Source organism: Niveispirillum sp., from assembly GCF_052437035.1.
GTDB lineage: Bacteria > Pseudomonadota > Alphaproteobacteria > Azospirillales > Azospirillaceae > Niveispirillum.
The window spans coordinates 1-15,112 of sequence record NZ_JBQVOH010000023.1 but is presented as its reverse complement, the minus strand read 5'-3'; the positions used below and the strand labels follow the sequence as shown (position 1 = coordinate 15,112).

At 63.4% G+C, this 15,112-nt stretch carries 10 protein-coding genes; 4 read left to right on the top strand and 6 right to left on the bottom strand.

Features of this window, described 5'->3' with window-relative positions:
* Nucleotides 1–549: 549 nt before the first annotated feature.
* Nucleotides 550–2,784 carry a glycoside hydrolase family 88 protein gene (locus ACT6Q8_RS25380; protein ID WP_444735279.1) on the bottom strand — a complete coding sequence of 745 codons (2,235 nt, stop codon included), beginning with the start codon at nucleotides 2,782–2,784 and terminating at the stop codon, nucleotides 550–552.
* Between the two features lie 418 nt (nucleotides 2,785–3,202).
* Here ACT6Q8_RS25380 and ACT6Q8_RS25375 point away from each other — a divergent pair, with 418 nt between their 5' ends.
* The 4 genes from ACT6Q8_RS25375 to ACT6Q8_RS25360 all read left to right on the top strand — a co-directional run bounded on the left by ACT6Q8_RS25375 (nucleotide 3,203) and on the right by ACT6Q8_RS25360 (nucleotide 7,210).
* Nucleotides 3,203–4,591 (top strand): aspartate aminotransferase family protein, encoded by a 1,389-nt coding sequence (locus ACT6Q8_RS25375; RefSeq protein ID WP_444735280.1) that lies wholly within the window; start codon nucleotides 3,203–3,205, stop codon nucleotides 4,589–4,591.
* A gap of 40 nt (nucleotides 4,592–4,631) precedes the next feature.
* Nucleotides 4,632–5,126 carry an Lrp/AsnC family transcriptional regulator gene (locus ACT6Q8_RS25370; protein WP_054165710.1) on the top strand — a complete coding sequence of 165 codons (495 nt, stop codon included), beginning with the start codon at nucleotides 4,632–4,634 and terminating at the stop codon, nucleotides 5,124–5,126.
* Nucleotides 5,127–5,128: 2 nt separating this feature from the next.
* Nucleotides 5,129–6,295 carry a M20 aminoacylase family protein gene (locus ACT6Q8_RS25365; RefSeq protein ID WP_444735281.1) on the top strand — a complete coding sequence of 389 codons (1,167 nt, stop codon included), beginning with the start codon at nucleotides 5,129–5,131 and terminating at the stop codon, nucleotides 6,293–6,295.
* 114 nt (nucleotides 6,296–6,409) lie between these two features.
* The gene (locus tag ACT6Q8_RS25360) at nucleotides 6,410–7,210 is read left to right on the top strand and encodes an SDR family NAD(P)-dependent oxidoreductase (protein ID WP_444735282.1); all 801 of its coding nucleotides are present in this window, start codon (nucleotides 6,410–6,412) and stop codon (nucleotides 7,208–7,210) included.
* A 2-nt stretch (nucleotides 7,211–7,212) separates the two neighbouring features.
* On the opposite strand, the gene ACT6Q8_RS25355 is transcribed toward ACT6Q8_RS25360, so the two are convergent.
* The 5 genes from ACT6Q8_RS25355 to ACT6Q8_RS25335 all read right to left on the bottom strand — a co-directional run bounded on the left by ACT6Q8_RS25355 (nucleotide 7,213) and on the right by ACT6Q8_RS25335 (nucleotide 14,255).
* Complete coding sequence (locus ACT6Q8_RS25355) at nucleotides 7,213–8,166, bottom strand: GlxA family transcriptional regulator (protein ID WP_444735283.1); 954 nt, start codon at nucleotides 8,164–8,166, stop codon at nucleotides 7,213–7,215.
* An 89-nt stretch (nucleotides 8,167–8,255) separates the two neighbouring features.
* Nucleotides 8,256–9,287 carry a 4-hydroxy-2-oxovalerate aldolase gene (gene dmpG, locus ACT6Q8_RS25350; RefSeq protein ID WP_054165714.1) on the bottom strand — a complete coding sequence of 344 codons (1,032 nt, stop codon included), beginning with the start codon at nucleotides 9,285–9,287 and terminating at the stop codon, nucleotides 8,256–8,258.
* Complete coding sequence (locus ACT6Q8_RS25345) at nucleotides 9,284–10,225, bottom strand: acetaldehyde dehydrogenase (acetylating) (RefSeq protein WP_054165715.1); 942 nt, start codon at nucleotides 10,223–10,225, stop codon at nucleotides 9,284–9,286. Before ACT6Q8_RS25345 ends, dmpG begins: the two co-directional genes overlap by 4 nt.
* Before the next feature lie 239 nt (nucleotides 10,226–10,464).
* On the bottom strand, nucleotides 10,465–11,559 hold the full coding sequence (locus ACT6Q8_RS25340) for a branched-chain amino acid aminotransferase (protein ID WP_444735284.1): 1,095 nt from the start codon (nucleotides 11,557–11,559) through the stop codon (nucleotides 10,465–10,467).
* Between the two features lie 164 nt (nucleotides 11,560–11,723).
* Nucleotides 11,724–14,255 carry a glycosyl hydrolase 115 family protein gene (locus tag ACT6Q8_RS25335; RefSeq protein WP_444735285.1) on the bottom strand — a complete coding sequence of 844 codons (2,532 nt, stop codon included), beginning with the start codon at nucleotides 14,253–14,255 and terminating at the stop codon, nucleotides 11,724–11,726.
* Between the last annotated feature and the right edge of the window lie 857 nt (nucleotides 14,256–15,112).

The following is a 15,112-nucleotide window of genomic DNA, read 5'->3' as shown; positions in this document are numbered from 1 at the left end:
AAAACCCGTAACCACAATCTCCTCAAGGGAGTCGTTGCTAGCGCTGGCAGGCGCAGAATCGGTTTGAGCGGAAGCGGGGATCGCCGCCATGAGGGCAACACCCAGCGCCAGCAGCGACACGTCAAGGCGTCGCGCCGTCAACATTTTAACCTTGTGCACTTTCTATCCTCCCCAAGAGAACGCTTAAACCAAACGGGCGCGTTCTTACTTTTCTGTGCGCACCGTTCGGCATTACCCGGATGCCGCCCCTTGCCTGACCAATCAGGCGGTGATGAGGGGCGACACGCATTCAGGGAATTTCCGGCCACACGACAAAGGTGGCACAGAAATCCTGTTCAAGAACCACTCGATCGATCTTTAGTATGATCAGTATGTATGACAACTTCGATAATTCCACATATTGCAAAGGCGTTCCATATTTTTTGATACAGGATAGACGCATGCGATGCGAGCCATCCATGCGCCGTGAGCATACCTTACGGAAGGCACCCGGAGCCATATCCATTCAGGAATGGCGCCGGGTTGGGGTTGCGGATGGAAGGTGCAGACCTATCGGGCCGTGAAGTCCAGTTTCTCACCGCTGACATAGGCTTCCCAGGCGCTACGGCTTTTGAAATCAAGCCCGCGGTCCCAGGTGGACCCGATATAGTAGACAAAGGGCTTTCCGGGCTTCACCCGGATGCGGATCAGGTGGTTCTCGCCATCCGCCCCGATATCCACCACCATGGCGGGATCGACACGCACCACGGTGCCCATGGCGCCATGGGCCGGATCGGTCGGTTCCCACAGGGCGATAAGCCCTTTGTCCTTGTCCGCCAGCAAACTGGCCGCACCGGGTACGGTCGCCCCCTTGCCAAGGCCGATGGCCACGATCAGATCATCCGGCTGATCCGACTGGATCAGGGACTGAAGGCGGGTGAAGTTGGTGCCAAGTGGTAGGGTGAAGGTACGCGTCTCCCAGACCTTGCGGTCCGTGCCCACCGGCCAGGGCGCATAATCAACCTGGAAGGAGGCGATATCGGGACCGTTCTTCAGGATGCGGTGGCTGGCCCAATTGCGGGACACCCACAGCTTGTCTTCCGCCCAGATGCCAAGGCCGCCGACGCCCCGCGTACCCTTGACGTTATAATAATCCAGGCCCTCGCCCTGGTCATTGTGATAGGCGCCGGTTTTCAGCTGCCGGTCCATGAAGGGCCAGCGCACCCGCTTGGCCCAGGCGTCGATGCCGGAGCCGGATGGCGGCTCCACCTTCTGCAGGGCGGGGCCATAGAGGCGGTGGGCGACGCGGTCATTTTCCCACAGGATGTCGTCGAAACGGTCGGGCGCGAAGCGGACGGTAGCGCGCGGCACACGCTCCGCCTCCGTCGGCGGCACCAGCGGGGCCGGCTTGCCACCCACCCACTTCATGGCGATGGGGGAACGGTAGTCCGGGTCATGGACCATGGGGTCAAAGGCCAGATCCTGCACCGCCTGACGCTCCGCCGCGCGCCGCGTCAGTTCACGGCGTACGTCCGGTGTCGCATCGGGCGGCACGGGGATGTCGGCCATGTCACTGGCATGATAGTCCAGCGCGGGCGGGGCTGGCAGGGTGATGGGCAGTGCGGTCACGGGCCGGCTCAGTTCGGCCACCTCCAGCCCCGCCAGGATGAAGCCGCCGCTGGCATAAAGGGCTGTCGTCTCCAGTTTGGTGGGTACCGGCTGATCTCCGGCGCTTTGCACCTGCCCCAGTATACCGCTGGGCAACAGATAGCGGTTCAACCCGGCCCAGCCTTTCAGCACGGTGGGCAGATAGGCGGACCGGTCCAGAAGCCCGTGATTGATGCCAAAGGCTAGCGCGTAGGTGAAAAAGGCCGTGCCCGAGGTTTCAGGCTCCGGAAAGGCCTGCGTATCAAGCAGGCTGGCGCGCCACAGCCCGTCATCCTGTTGCAGGGAGGCGATGCGGGCCGCCATTTCCTGGAACAGGGCGACATAGCGCGGGCGGGAGGGGAAATCCGCCGGCATGACCTCCAGAACGCGGGACAGTCCGGCCAGAACCCAGCCCTCGCCCCGCGCCCAGAAGATCTTCTTGCCATTGGCGGAGCGGCGGTCAATGAAGCGGGCGTCGCGGGCATAAAGATGCTGTTCCCGGTCATACAGCTTTTCGTGTGTGCGCCACCATTGCACATCCATGGCGTAAAGATATTTGGGATCGCCGGTGATCGCAGACATGCGGGCCAGCACGGGCGGCGCCATGAACAGGCTGTCACACCACCACCAGACCAGCCTTTCAGGCTGCGGCGTGAAGGTCAGGTAAGGCAGGGTGTAGTCCAGCCGCTGTTTCAGCGGCAGCAGCGTGCCTGGCGACCCGGTGCGCAGATAGATGGCCTGGTAAAGGTCGCCAATGGCTTGGTCATCGGCATTGATCAGATGCACCGGCGCGCCGTCACCCTGATGGGCATAATTGAAGCGGCGGGCCGTGCGCAGGGAGAAATCCAGAATTTCGGGTACCGGCTGCACGTCAACCAGCTTCATGGCGCCGACAAAGAAGGTCGCGGAAATCCAGTTGGTATTGACAGGCCAGCGCCCACGCATCGGCGTGGGGGACGGGTTGGCCTCGATATCCTTCAGCCGGGCCACTTCAGCGGAGGCGGACCGGGCCACGATGGCCAGAACCTCCTGACGCGCGGGCAACGCCGGTTCCAGGACGGCGCCGGGCGATTGCGCCGCCGCCATCACGGTGATTGTGGATATTGCCGTCAGGGCAATGCCCAGGCTGAGGGCGAGACTTCGCAAAGCACTCATCATGTCCTCTCCTGCATGCCGCCCCATTTCGGCCTGTCTGCCGGGCGGGGCTGTTTATGATGGGGACGGGCCGGGACCGGGCTGTCCGCTGCTGCCCAGATAATCGTGGTGAGGGGTGGCGGGTCTGCCCGCCTTTAATCTTTGCTAGCGATGGCAACTACAGCACGCGGGAGGTCGGATTCCTCATGCGGCGATCAGTTGCCCAAAAGTTATCATACAACTTTTCCAAATGGTCAACCCGGGCTATCGGTCGCGTTGCCGGCAGACGGGAGACGGCCACCAGTCCAACCCACAGCATATTCTGCTGCACATGCCGCCTGTTTGCCGGCCTGCCCTGCTGTGCCGCCCGCGATAACAGCGCCTTTCCCCGCCGCATCACCCCTAGGCTTTGGTTCAGGACCTCCTTCCAAGGCCAAAGCCGATGCTGAAGCGCAACCGTTCCCTTCTCGATATCGACCGCGATCACCTGATCCACCCCGTCACCTCTTTCCACGGGCATGAGGCGCGGGGCGCCACCCTGCTGGAAAGCGGCAAGGGCATGTGGCTGAAGGATATGGACGGGAACGAGTTGCTGGACGCGTTCGCGGGGCTTTGGTGCGTCAATGTCGGCTATGGCCAGGAGAGCATTGTCGAGGTGGCCGCCGAGCAGATGCGCCGCCTGCCCTATGCCACCGGCTATTTCCATTTCGGCAGCGAGCCGGCGGTGAAGCTGGCGGAAAAGCTGGTGGAGCTGGCACCGTCCAGCCTGACCCGTGTCTATTTCACGCTGGGCGGGTCCGACGCGGTGGATTCTGCCGTCCGCTACATCACCCACTACTGGAATGCTGTGGGCAAGCCCACGAAGAAGCATTGCATCGCGCTGGAGCGGGGCTATCACGGCTCCTCCTCCACGGGGGCCGGGCTGACGGCGCTGGCCAATTTCCACCGCCTTTTCGACCTGCCACGCCCCTGGCAGCACCATATCCCCTCACCCTATCCATACCGGTCCGAGGTGGGGGGCGAGCCGGAGGCGGTGATCGCCCGGTCGCTGGCGCAGCTGCATGCCAAGGTCGAGGAACTGGGCGGCCCCGACAATGTTGCCGCCTTCTTCTGCGAACCCATCCAAGGTTCCGGCGGGGTCATCGTGCCGCCCAAGGGCTGGCTGAAGGCCATGCGGGAGGCTTGCCGCGAGTTGGACATCCTGTTCCTGGCTGACGAGGTGATTACCGGCTTTGGCCGAACCGGGCCGATGTTCGCCTGTGAGTATGAGGGTGTGGAACCCGACATGATGACGGTCGCCAAGGGTCTGACCGCCGGCTATTCCCCCATGGGCGCCCTGCTGATGTCGGAGAAGGTCTATCAGGGCATTGCCAGTGCCGCGAAGGGGGCCGACGTGGTGGGCCATGGCTTCACCTATTCCGGCCATCCGGTCAGTGCGGCGGTGGGGCTGGAGGTGATCCGCCTTTACACTGAGGGCGGCATCCTGGCCAATGGTCAGGCGCGCGGCGCCGATTTCGCCGCCGGACTGGAGTCCCTGGCCGATCACCCGCTGGTGGGGGAGGTACGGGGCCGTGGCGTGCTGGGCGCCATCGAACTGGTGTCCGACAAGACGGCCAAGACCCGCTTTGATGCATCGCTGAAGCTGCCGGACCGGCTGTTCAAGCAGGGCTATGCCAATGGCGTGATTTTCCGCGCCTTCGGTGACAACATCATTGGACTGGCACCGGCGCTGTGTTGTAACGCTGCCGAAATGGCATTGATTTTCCAGCGTATTCGGAAAACCCTGGATGACCTGCTGGAAGCCCCGGATGTCCGGGCGGCCCTGGCTTGACCCCCTAGTCTTGGACCTTCAGGAAAAAGGCGCTCGACACATGATACCGGGACCCAAGTTGGATCGGATCGACCTGAAGATCCTGGCACAGTTGCAGCAGGCGGGCCGCATCACCAATGTCGAGCTGGCGGATGCTGTCGGCCTGTCGCCCAGCCCCTGTCTGACCCGTGTCAAACGGCTGGAAAAGGCGGGCTATATCACAGGGTACGGCGCCCATATCAACCTGGCCAAGCTGGGGGAGTTCCTCACCGTCTTCACCCAGGTCACCCTAACCGAACACCGGTCGGGTGACTTTTCCCGGTTCGAGACGCGCATCCGCAAGATCGACGAGATCGTGGAATGCCATCTGGTCAGCGGCGGATATGACTATCTGCTGAAATTCGTGACCCAGGGCGTCGCCCATTACCAGACCATCATCGAAGGCATGCTGGAGGGCGATTTCGGGATCGAGAAGTATTTCAGCTACGTCGTCATCAAGTCCCCCTTCATCAAGCACCATCTGCCCATCCAGACCCTGTTCGGGGATCAGACTTAATCATGCCCGACGCGCTCGCCGATCTCCTCCCCGGTCTGATCGCTTTTCGCCGCGACATCCATGCCAATCCCGAACTGGGATTTCAGGAGCACCGCACCGCCGGCCTTGTCGCCGCAGCCCTGAAGGATATCGGGCTGGAGGTGCATGAAGGTATCGGCGGCACGGGCGTTGTCGGCGTGTTGCGCGCCGGATCGTCGGATCGCACCATCGGCCTGCGCGCCGACATGGATGCGCTGCCGATCCAGGAAGCGACCGGCCTGCCGCATGCCAGCACCAGGGACGGGGTGTTCCATGGCTGCGGCCACGATGGGCATACCACCATGCTGCTGGGTGCGGCCCGGCATCTGGCCCGTACCCGTCAGTTTGACGGGACCGTCAACTTCATCTTCCAACCGGCGGAAGAAGGGTTGGGCGGGGCGCGGGAGATGGTGAAGGATGGGCTGTTCGACCGTTTTCCCTGTCAGCGGGTCTTTGCCCTGCATAACTGGCCCGATCTGCCGGCCCACCATGTCGCCACCCGCCCCGGCCCGATCATGGCCGCCGCCGACAAATTCGAGATTGTGGTGAAGGGCAAGGGCGGCCATGCCGCCATGCCTCATGTCACACCCGACGCCATCCTGGCGGCCAGCGAGATGGTGGGGCAGCTCAATACCATCATCGCCCGCCGCATCCCGCCCATGGCGACCGCCGTCCTGTCCGTCACCCGTATCGCCGGTGGCCACGCGCATAACGTGATCCCCGCCGCCGTCACCCTGGGCGGGACCGTGCGCAGCTTCGACCCCGCCATCCAGGACAGGATCGAGGCCGCCCTGCGCCAGGTGGTGGAGGGTGTGGCGCTTGCCCACGGCGTGACGGTGGAGGTCACCTATGACCGCTACTACCCCGCCACCATCAATGATGCCGATGCCGCGGCCGCCGCTCTGGATGTGGCGTCAAGGGTAGCACCCCACGCCTTCACGGCACCGGAACCGGCCTTCACCTCGGAAGATTTCGCCTTCATGCTGCAGGCGACCCAGGGTGCCTATCTCTGGCTGGGCCAGGGGGCAGAACATGGGCAAAGCGCCTGCGGCAGCCCGCTGCACCATCCCCATTATGATTTCAACGACGCCATCATCCCGACAGGCATCCGCCTGCATGCGGGGCTGGTGGAGGCGTATCTTCGCGCCTGACCATCCACGGACGCATGCCATGTCCTGATTTGCGGTTTCTATGTCATTCAAGACATGACGGATCGGGCCTATTCTTCTGCTATCACCCCCTGACGGGGCGTATCGGAGAAGAAAATGAGCACGCAGAATTCCAAGGGCACGGCACTGGTTACGGGTGCATCCGCCGGCATCGGCGCCACCTATGCCGACCGTCTGGCCCGCCGCGGTTATGATCTGATCCTAGTGGCGCGCGATGCCGCCCGGCTGGAAGCGCTGGCCCTGCGCCTGCGCACGCAAACGAGCCGCACGGTCGATGTCCTGCCCGCCGATCTGGGCAGCGCTGCCGGCCAGGATATCGTCGCCAACCGGTTGGTCAGCGATGGGGCCATCACCCTGATCGTCAATAATGCCGGCCTGGGCCCCAACGGTCCGGCATTGTCCAGTGCGCCCACCGCCTATGACGCCATGCTGGCCCTGAATGTGGCGGCGGTACAGCGCCTGACCCTGACCGCCGCCCATGTCTTCGCGGCAAAGGGGGGCGGCACCATCATCAATATCGCGTCCGCCGTCGCCATGCTGCCGGAACGGTTCAACGGCCCCTATGTCGCGACCAAGGCATTCGTCCTGGCCCTGACACAGGCCCTGGCTGCCGAAACCGCGGGCAAGGGCGTGACCTTCCAGGCGGTCCTGCCCGGCTACACCAGGACGGAGATTTTCGAACGTGCCGGCATCGACCCGTCCGTCCTGCCGCAGGACATGGTGATGGAGGTGGGCGATCTGGTGGACGCCGCCCTTTCCGGCCTGGATCAGGGTGAGTTGGTGACCATCCCCTCACTGCCCGATCCCGCCGACTGGCAGGCGTTGGAGGCTGCGCGGATGAAGATCGCTGGCAATGCGTCCCGCAACAAGCCGGCGGCCCGGTTCGGCGTAGCGTAACCTCACGCCGTTCCCACATGGCGTTCATGATCGGCCAGCCGTCGCATCACCTGCGGTGGCTGGCCGAAGCTGCGCAGGAAGGCGCGGCGCATGCGCTCGCGGTCGGCAAAGCCGGTTTCGCGGGCGATCACCTCCATCGGGTGGCGGCCTTCCTCCATCATGGCCCGCGCCACCTCCAGCCGCAGATGTTCCACGGCTTTTGCGGGCGATTGCCCCGTCTCCTGCCGGAACACGCGGCTGAACTGCCGGGGCGACAGGCTGGCCACCTCTGCCAGTTCCTCCACCGACAATTCGTTGCGCAGGTTCTCCTTGGCATAGGTCAGGGCGCGGCGCACCCGGTCGGATTTCGGCTCCAGTTCCAGCAGGGTGGAGAATTGCGACTGCCCGCCGGGCCGGCGCAGATAGACGACCATGGCCCGCGCCACCGATCGCGCCATCTCCCGGCCCAGATCCTCCTCCAGCAGGGCGAGAGCGAGGTCGATGCCCGCACTCATCCCGGCGGAGGTCCAGAGATTGCCATCCTGGATGAAAATCCGATCCTCCTCCACCCGCACCTTGGGAAACCTTGTGGCCAGCGACCTGGCATGGCCCCAGTGCGTGGTGGCCCGGCGTCCGTCCAGCAGGCGAGCCTCAGCCAGCAGGAAGGCGCCGGTACAGATGCCCGCCACCCGGCGCGACCGCGTCGATGCCGTGTGCAGATAGTCCAGCAGGGCCGGCGGTGCGGGCTTGGCCAGCAGCGACCCGGTCGTGATGGTGGTATCGTGAAACACGTCGCCCACCGCCGCCGTCTCAATCCCGAAACCCAGCGAATTACGCACCCGTGCGCCCGTATCGGATAGCATATGGATGTCGTAATGCGCCTGCCCGCTCAGCAGGTTGGCCAGTTCGAACACCGAAAGGGCGGCCAGCCCCATGACCTGGAATCCATCGAACACCAGGAAGCCGACGCTGCGCATGACGCAAAACCTACATAAGCCTTAAAACAAGACAAGGATGGGCATTGGCAGCAAGAGCTGTCAACACCCACCTGTCCCATTAGCGTCAATCAGGCCCGTTGCTTCAGCAGGTCCAGCGCCACGTCGACGATCATGTCCTCCTGACCACCCACCATCCGGCGACGGCCCAGTTCCACCAGGATGGCGCGGGTGTCGATGCCATATTCGTTGGCGGCCTTTTCGGCATGGCGCAGGAAGCTGGAATAGACCCCGGCATAACCCAGCGCCAAAGTCTCCCGGTCCACGCGCACCGGTCGGTCCTGCAGGGGGCGTACAAGGTCTTCCGCCGCGTCCATCAGGGCATTGACGTCGCAGCCATGGTTCCAGCCCTTGCGGTCGGCAGCGGCGATGAACACTTCCAGCGGGGCATTGCCGGCTCCGGCGCCCATGCCCGTCAGGCTGGCATCAATGCGCACCGCCCCTTCCTGGGCCGCCACGATGGAGTTCGCCACACCCAGCGACAGGTTGTGGTGGGCGTGGATGCCGCGCTGCGTCTCCGGCTTCAGCACCTTGTCATAGGCGCGCAACCGGTCCCGCACCCCGTCCATGTCCAGCGCGCCGCCACTGTCGGTGACATAGACGCACTGCGCACCATAACTTTCCATCAGCTTGGCCTGACCCGCCAGCCGTTCCGGCTCGATCATGTGGCTCATCATCAGGAAGCCAGCGACATCCATGCCCAGATCACGCGCGATGCCTATATGCTGCCTTGAGACATCCGCCTCTGTGCAATGCGTCGCGACCCGCACCGACCGCACGCCCAGATCATAGGCGCGACGCAGTTCATCCGCCGTGCCCACGCCCGGCAGGATCAGGGTGGTCAGGACCGACCGCGTCAGAACCGACGCGACCGCTTCCAGCCATTCCCAATCCGTATGCGCGCCGAAGCCATAGTTGAAGCTGGCGCCCGACAGGCCATCGCCATGCGCCACCTCGATGGCGTCCACGCCGGCGCAGTCCAGCGCCTGGGCGATTGCCTTGACATGGTCCAGGCCGTACATGTGCCGGATGGCGTGCATGCCGTCGCGCAGGGTAACGTCCTGGATGTAAAGCTTGTCCGTCTGGGGATTGAAGCCGCTCATGCCGCGTTCCTCCGCGCTGCGATAAGGCGGGCCAGCATGTCGCCCGTCGCCTTGGCCGCCGCCGTCATGATGTCCAGATTGCCGGAATATGTGGCCAGATAGTCACCGGCCCCTTCTACTTCCAGGAAGATGGAGGTCTTCAGGCCCGTGAATTCGCCCTGGCCGGGGATCTTCAGGCGGTTATTGTCGCCGAAGCGCTCAAACTGCACTTCCTGCTTCAGCCTGTATCCCGGCACATAGGCGCGTACCTTCTCCACCATTGCATGCACGGCGGCCCGGATCGTCTCCTCATCCGCCCCTTCCGACAGGGTGAAGACCGTATCGCGCATGATCATGGGCGGTTCGGCGGGGTTCAGGATGATGATGGCCTTGCCGCGTGTGGCACCCCCCACCTGTTCAATGGCGCGTGCCGTTGTGCGCGTGAATTCATCGATATTGGCGCGGGTGCCGGGGCCGGCGGATTTGGACGCGACCGATGCCACGATCTCTGCATAATGCACCTTGGCCACGCTGGATACGGCGGCCACCATGGGAATGGTCGCCTGCCCGCCGCAGGTCACCATATTCACGTTGCCCTGTTCCAGATGCGCATCCAGGTTGACCGGCGGCACCACGAAGGGGCCGATGGCGGCGGGCGTTAGGTCGATCACCCTCTTGCCATCGGCGCGCAGGGCCGCATCATGCACCTTATGCGCATAGGCCGAGGTGGCGTCGAACACGATGTCGATCTCCGGATAGAATGGCAGCGCCCTCAGCCCCGCCAGCCCTTCATGTGTCGTCACGACGCCGCGTTCGCGCGCCATGGCCAGCCCTTCGGACGCGGCGTCGATGCCCACAACCGCCGCCAGTTCCATATCCTTGGGATATTTCACCATTTTGATCATCAGGTCGGTGCCGATATTGCCCGACCCGATGATCGCCGCCTTCACCTTGCCCACGTGGGGTTCCTCCCTCTGCGATCCGGGGTTCTTCGGGCAGGGGGGCGCCTCCCCGGTCCGATACAGGGGACGATAGGGCGGATGGGAAAGGCGGGCAAATTTCTGGACCACCACAACTACCGTTGAATGGCAGTTGTCGTAGGTCAGGTCGAGGCGCAAGCCGAGCCCTGACCTACGAAAGAAAAACGCCGGGCCCCACCCAAGGGACCCGGCGCTTGAAATCCAACCGTTAAAACGGATCAGAGGGCGACGACGTGGCGCCAGCCATGGGCGTCATCGGCCTGGCCGCGCTGAATGGCCGTCAGGCCCGCGCGCAGCTTGGTGGTGACAGGCCCCTCGACAGCGCCGGAAATGGTGAACTCGCCACCTTTGTGGCGCACGGTGCCGATGGCCGAGACAACGGCGGCGGTGCCGCAGGCGAACACTTCACGCAAGGCACCCGACGCCGCGTCTTCCTGCCACTGCTGGAAGGAGTACGGGCCTTCGACCACATTCAGGCCCTGCGATCGGGCCAGCGTGATGATGCTGTCGCGGGTGATGCCGGGCAGGATGGTGCCGGTCAGGCCCGGCGTGCGCACGCTGCCATCCTCGAACACGAAGAAGACATTCATGCCGCCCAGTTCCTCGACCCAGCGCTTTTCGGCGGCGTCCAGGAACACGACCTGATCGCAGCCATTGCGGATGGCCTCTGCCTGGGCGATCAGGCTGGCCGCATAATTGCCGCCGCACTTGGCGGCACCGGTACCACCAGCCGCCGCGCGGGTATAATCCTGCGAAGCCCAGACGGAAACGGGCTTGGCCCCACCCTTGAAATAGGCACCCACCGGGCAGGCGATGACACAGAAGATGTAGCTGCCCGCCGGCTTCACGCCCAGGAAGCTTTCATCGGCGAACATGAAGGGGCGAAGATAAAGGCTGGCGCCATCGCCACCGGGGATCCAATCCACATCAGCGCGGACCAACGTCTCCACCGCCTGCAGGAAAATCTCCTCCGGCAGGATGGGCATGGCCATGCGCTCTGCCGAACGCTGGAACCGGCGGGCGTTTTCCAGCGGGCGGAACAGCAGTACCTGTCCATCGGCACCGCGATAGGCCTTCATGCCCTCGAAGATTTCCTGGGCATAGTGCAAGACGGCGGCGGCGGGATCGAGCGTAAACGCCTCCCGTGCGCGCAGCTGCGCATCATGCCAGCCCTTTTCCGACGACCAGCGTACCGTGACCATGTGATCGGAGAAGATCTTGCCGAAGCCGGGATCGGCGATCAGCTTTGCCCGGACATCGGCGGGCGTCGGCGCGGGGTGCGGGACGGAACGGATTTCGATGCTGGCACTCATTTGCCCTTATTCTCCGAAATCTGGAAAGGCGCTGGGGAGGGGCGCAGAATGGACCGAACCTGTCCCGGGGTCCATCCCCCGCGCAATCTTCGGGCATGACGATGCCGCCACCCTGCCATCCCGTGGCGGTAACCGCTATTTCGGAAAGATAATTACGACTGGGTTCAATCGCCTGCCGCGACTCGCCGCAAGATCACGGCATCGATGACGGGGCCGGCGTCCCGCATTTCCAGGCGCAGCATGTGCCGCCCGCCGGACAGAACCACGCCCGTCGTCTGCCGCACCCGCCCATCCAGAACGCCCTGCACCCAGCCGTCATCCCCGGTCACCCGCACCACCTCCACCGTGACCGCTGCCGCCCCGTCTACCGACAGGCCCAGACGCATCATCTCCCCACCATCCACGGGGAAGGTCGGGATCAGATCAAGCGACAGGGACCAGTTGCCGGGCGGCAGATACAATTCATAGAACAGCGCCGGCCCGCCTTGTTCGCGCATCGGGGCTGTCACCGGAGCCACCGCCATCGCCCCCTCGCCCCGGCCCAGATCGGGGACCAGCGTCCAGGTGGCATCGGCGGCGGCCTCCGCCCGGCTGAACGCCTCCGCCTGCCGCACGATTTCCGTCGCCTCCGGTGCTGCTCCGGACGGTACCGGCTCGTCCGCGCGATCGGGCAAGGTCAGGGTCGCCGCGGGCAAGACCGGGGGCGACAGGCGGTATTTGCGCCACAGGCTGTCCGCTGGCTCCTCCGCCATGATACCGCGCCATTTGCCGCCCGCGATCTCTCCATTATACCGGGCCGTCAGGGCCTTCAGCGCTGCATCCGCCGCCCGCGCCTCTGCCCCGTTCTTGCGTGCCGTGACCGGTTTGGCGTTGAACAGGGTTTCATAGGCTTCTGTCTTGAAATATCGCTGGTTGGCCAGTGCCGCTGCCCGCACTGGATATTCCACCAGTTGGAAGAATGCATCGCTCAGCGGGGCCGGTACGCGCGGCTGCACCCGGTCCAGATCGGCCACCAGTTGATCAAAGGCTGCCAGCCGCTCCGATGCATGCGCCGGGGTCAGGTCCGACCGGCGGGGCCGCTCCCCCGGCAGCCACCATTGCAGATGCTCCGGCTTGCGCTCAAAATTCAGCCGGTGATGACGGGTCAGAATGTCCGCCACATCCGCCCCTAACGCCTCACCAAATGTCCGGGCTGACCAGTCGCGCAGGAACCCCGGTGCCCCTCCCGCCCGCCGGAACCCCTCCATGTCCCAGCCCATGCTGGTGAACAGGTCGATATTGGTTTCCGCCGGCTTGATATCGCCGACATTGGCAACCCAAAGCGTGCGGGCACCCAGATCGTAGGCCCGGCCCATCTCCAATGCGATCAGCGATGGCGGAACTGTCGACAGCCACAAATGCGACAGCGGCGCCCCCAGATAGGAGAGGTGGTAATAAACCCCTGATCCCCCCGCCCGCGCCCGCTCCGCCGCGTTGGGGAACTGCCGGATATAGCCGAAATTATCATCGGGCCAGACCAGAGTGACATCATCCGGCAGGTTCAGACCGGCCCTGTACAGGGCCAATACTTCTTTGTACGGCGTGAAGACCTGGGGCAGCCGCTCCACCTCCGGGCTGACATTCTCGGCCAGCAGCCTGCGCTGATCGACGATGATACGGTTCAACAGGGTTCGCTGCGCTTCCACCCCCTCCACCCCGACAATGCCGCTGTCATGGATGCCACGCATACCTAGCGTGTAGACATTCTCAAAGCCACCATTTGACCGTAGCCGGTCACGCCAATACTCGCTAACAAGGGCTGGGTTCTTCGCATAATCATAGGCCACCGCCGGCCCCTTCCATTCACCGACATTGTTGCGCAGCATCGGTTCGGCATGTGACGATCCCATGATGATGGCATAGCGGTCGGCCAGTCGCGCATTCGCCGGATCGGCATTGAAGGCCTGCGTCACCTGATGCATGGCGGGCCAGAGAAGATTGGCGCGCAGGCGCAGCAGCAGGCCGAACACCTTTTCATAGGTCTTCGGCCCGATATCGCCGCGTTCCGGGTCAAACGTACCGGCGGCCCAGGGATGCAGGCCCCAATCCTCATCATTGATGAATATGCCGCGGTATTTCACCGATGGCGGCCCGAACCGCCGAATGCCGGCGGCGATGTAAAGATCGGGCCGATGGGCAGGTACCACATCGGCCCACCAAACCCAGGGTGAAACACCAATGGCGCGTGACAGTTCATAAGCGCCATAGGCTGTACCCCGCCGGTCGCTGCCAATGATCAACAGGGCTTTTTTTACTCCAGGAGCGGGATCAGTCACGCTTGTAATGACAAAACTTTCCCAGGCGCCCGCCAGGTCCCCCACCTGCACCCGCCCCGCCGCCACCAGGGCGTCAATCAGGCGTGACCGGCCCAGCGTCCCGATCCAGACTTCCTGACGGCTGCCCGCATGGTCATCGCTGCCCAACAGCATCGGATCTCCGCCCGTCACCATCCCCAGATCGGATGCCAGATCGGCGGCTGCAATGGCCACGACGGGATGGTCCTGCATGTCATGCCGGATGGGGACGGGCTGTCCCCTGACCGACAGGGCGAAGCCCTCCGCCATTGGGTAGCTGGACACCCATGGATTAGGATTGGTGGCATTGGCCGCACCACAGAGCAGCAGCAGGCAGAAGGCCAATCCTTGGGCCAAAGCCATCTGCGCCATCCCTAACCTCCCCTTGGCCGCCATGTGATCCCCCAAAGCCCCAGGTGTCCTGGCGCCTGATGTTGCTCTTGACAACTCATATTATATGATATTACATCGCACAATGTGGGATGTCGATTAATCATACTTTATCTGCCAATCAGCGCGCCCTTCGGCCTCTTCAAATCGGCTTGGCCAGCTCCCGAATGAGAATGCTGCGATCATCAATTAATGATCGCCAGTCGGAAATATTTATCCGAAAATTTTATCTCAGTATTTGGCATTAGATTGGCAATCTGCCCTATTATCTGCGACATATTTAGATTTTGTTGAATCTCAATTGACCAATGTCTCTTGGTCTATTAATCGTATAAATAAGCGACTGAAAGAAAGCTACTGGCACGCCCCAGGCAAAGAGGGCCAACGCTGGCATAAAATGAACCAGGGAGAGGAACACATGATCAGCAGGCCCTTGCGCGCCAACGTCCCGAAGGCAACCGGCATCTGCCGTGATGCTCCCTGCCAACCTGCTTATCCGGAACATGCACGCCGTTCACCCACGGTCGCCACCTATCGCCAATGGCCATCCGCGCGCTGACGCAGGGCCAGTGGGATGATTCCCCGTGCCTACCAACAGGCCGGGCAGAAGACAGCAAGAACATGCTGAACAAGGCCCCGGCAAGGGGTCGTCTGAAGGAACCTTCATAGGGAAATGGAAAATGCTCAAGAATAGCGCTCATAAGTCCTGGCGGCTGGAAGCCTCGCTGCTGGCCCTGGGTGTCGCCATGACGACGGCCCTGCCAGTGGCGGCACAGACCGCCCCGGCCCCCGCATCCGACTCCCTTGAGGAGATTGTGGTTACGGGTTTC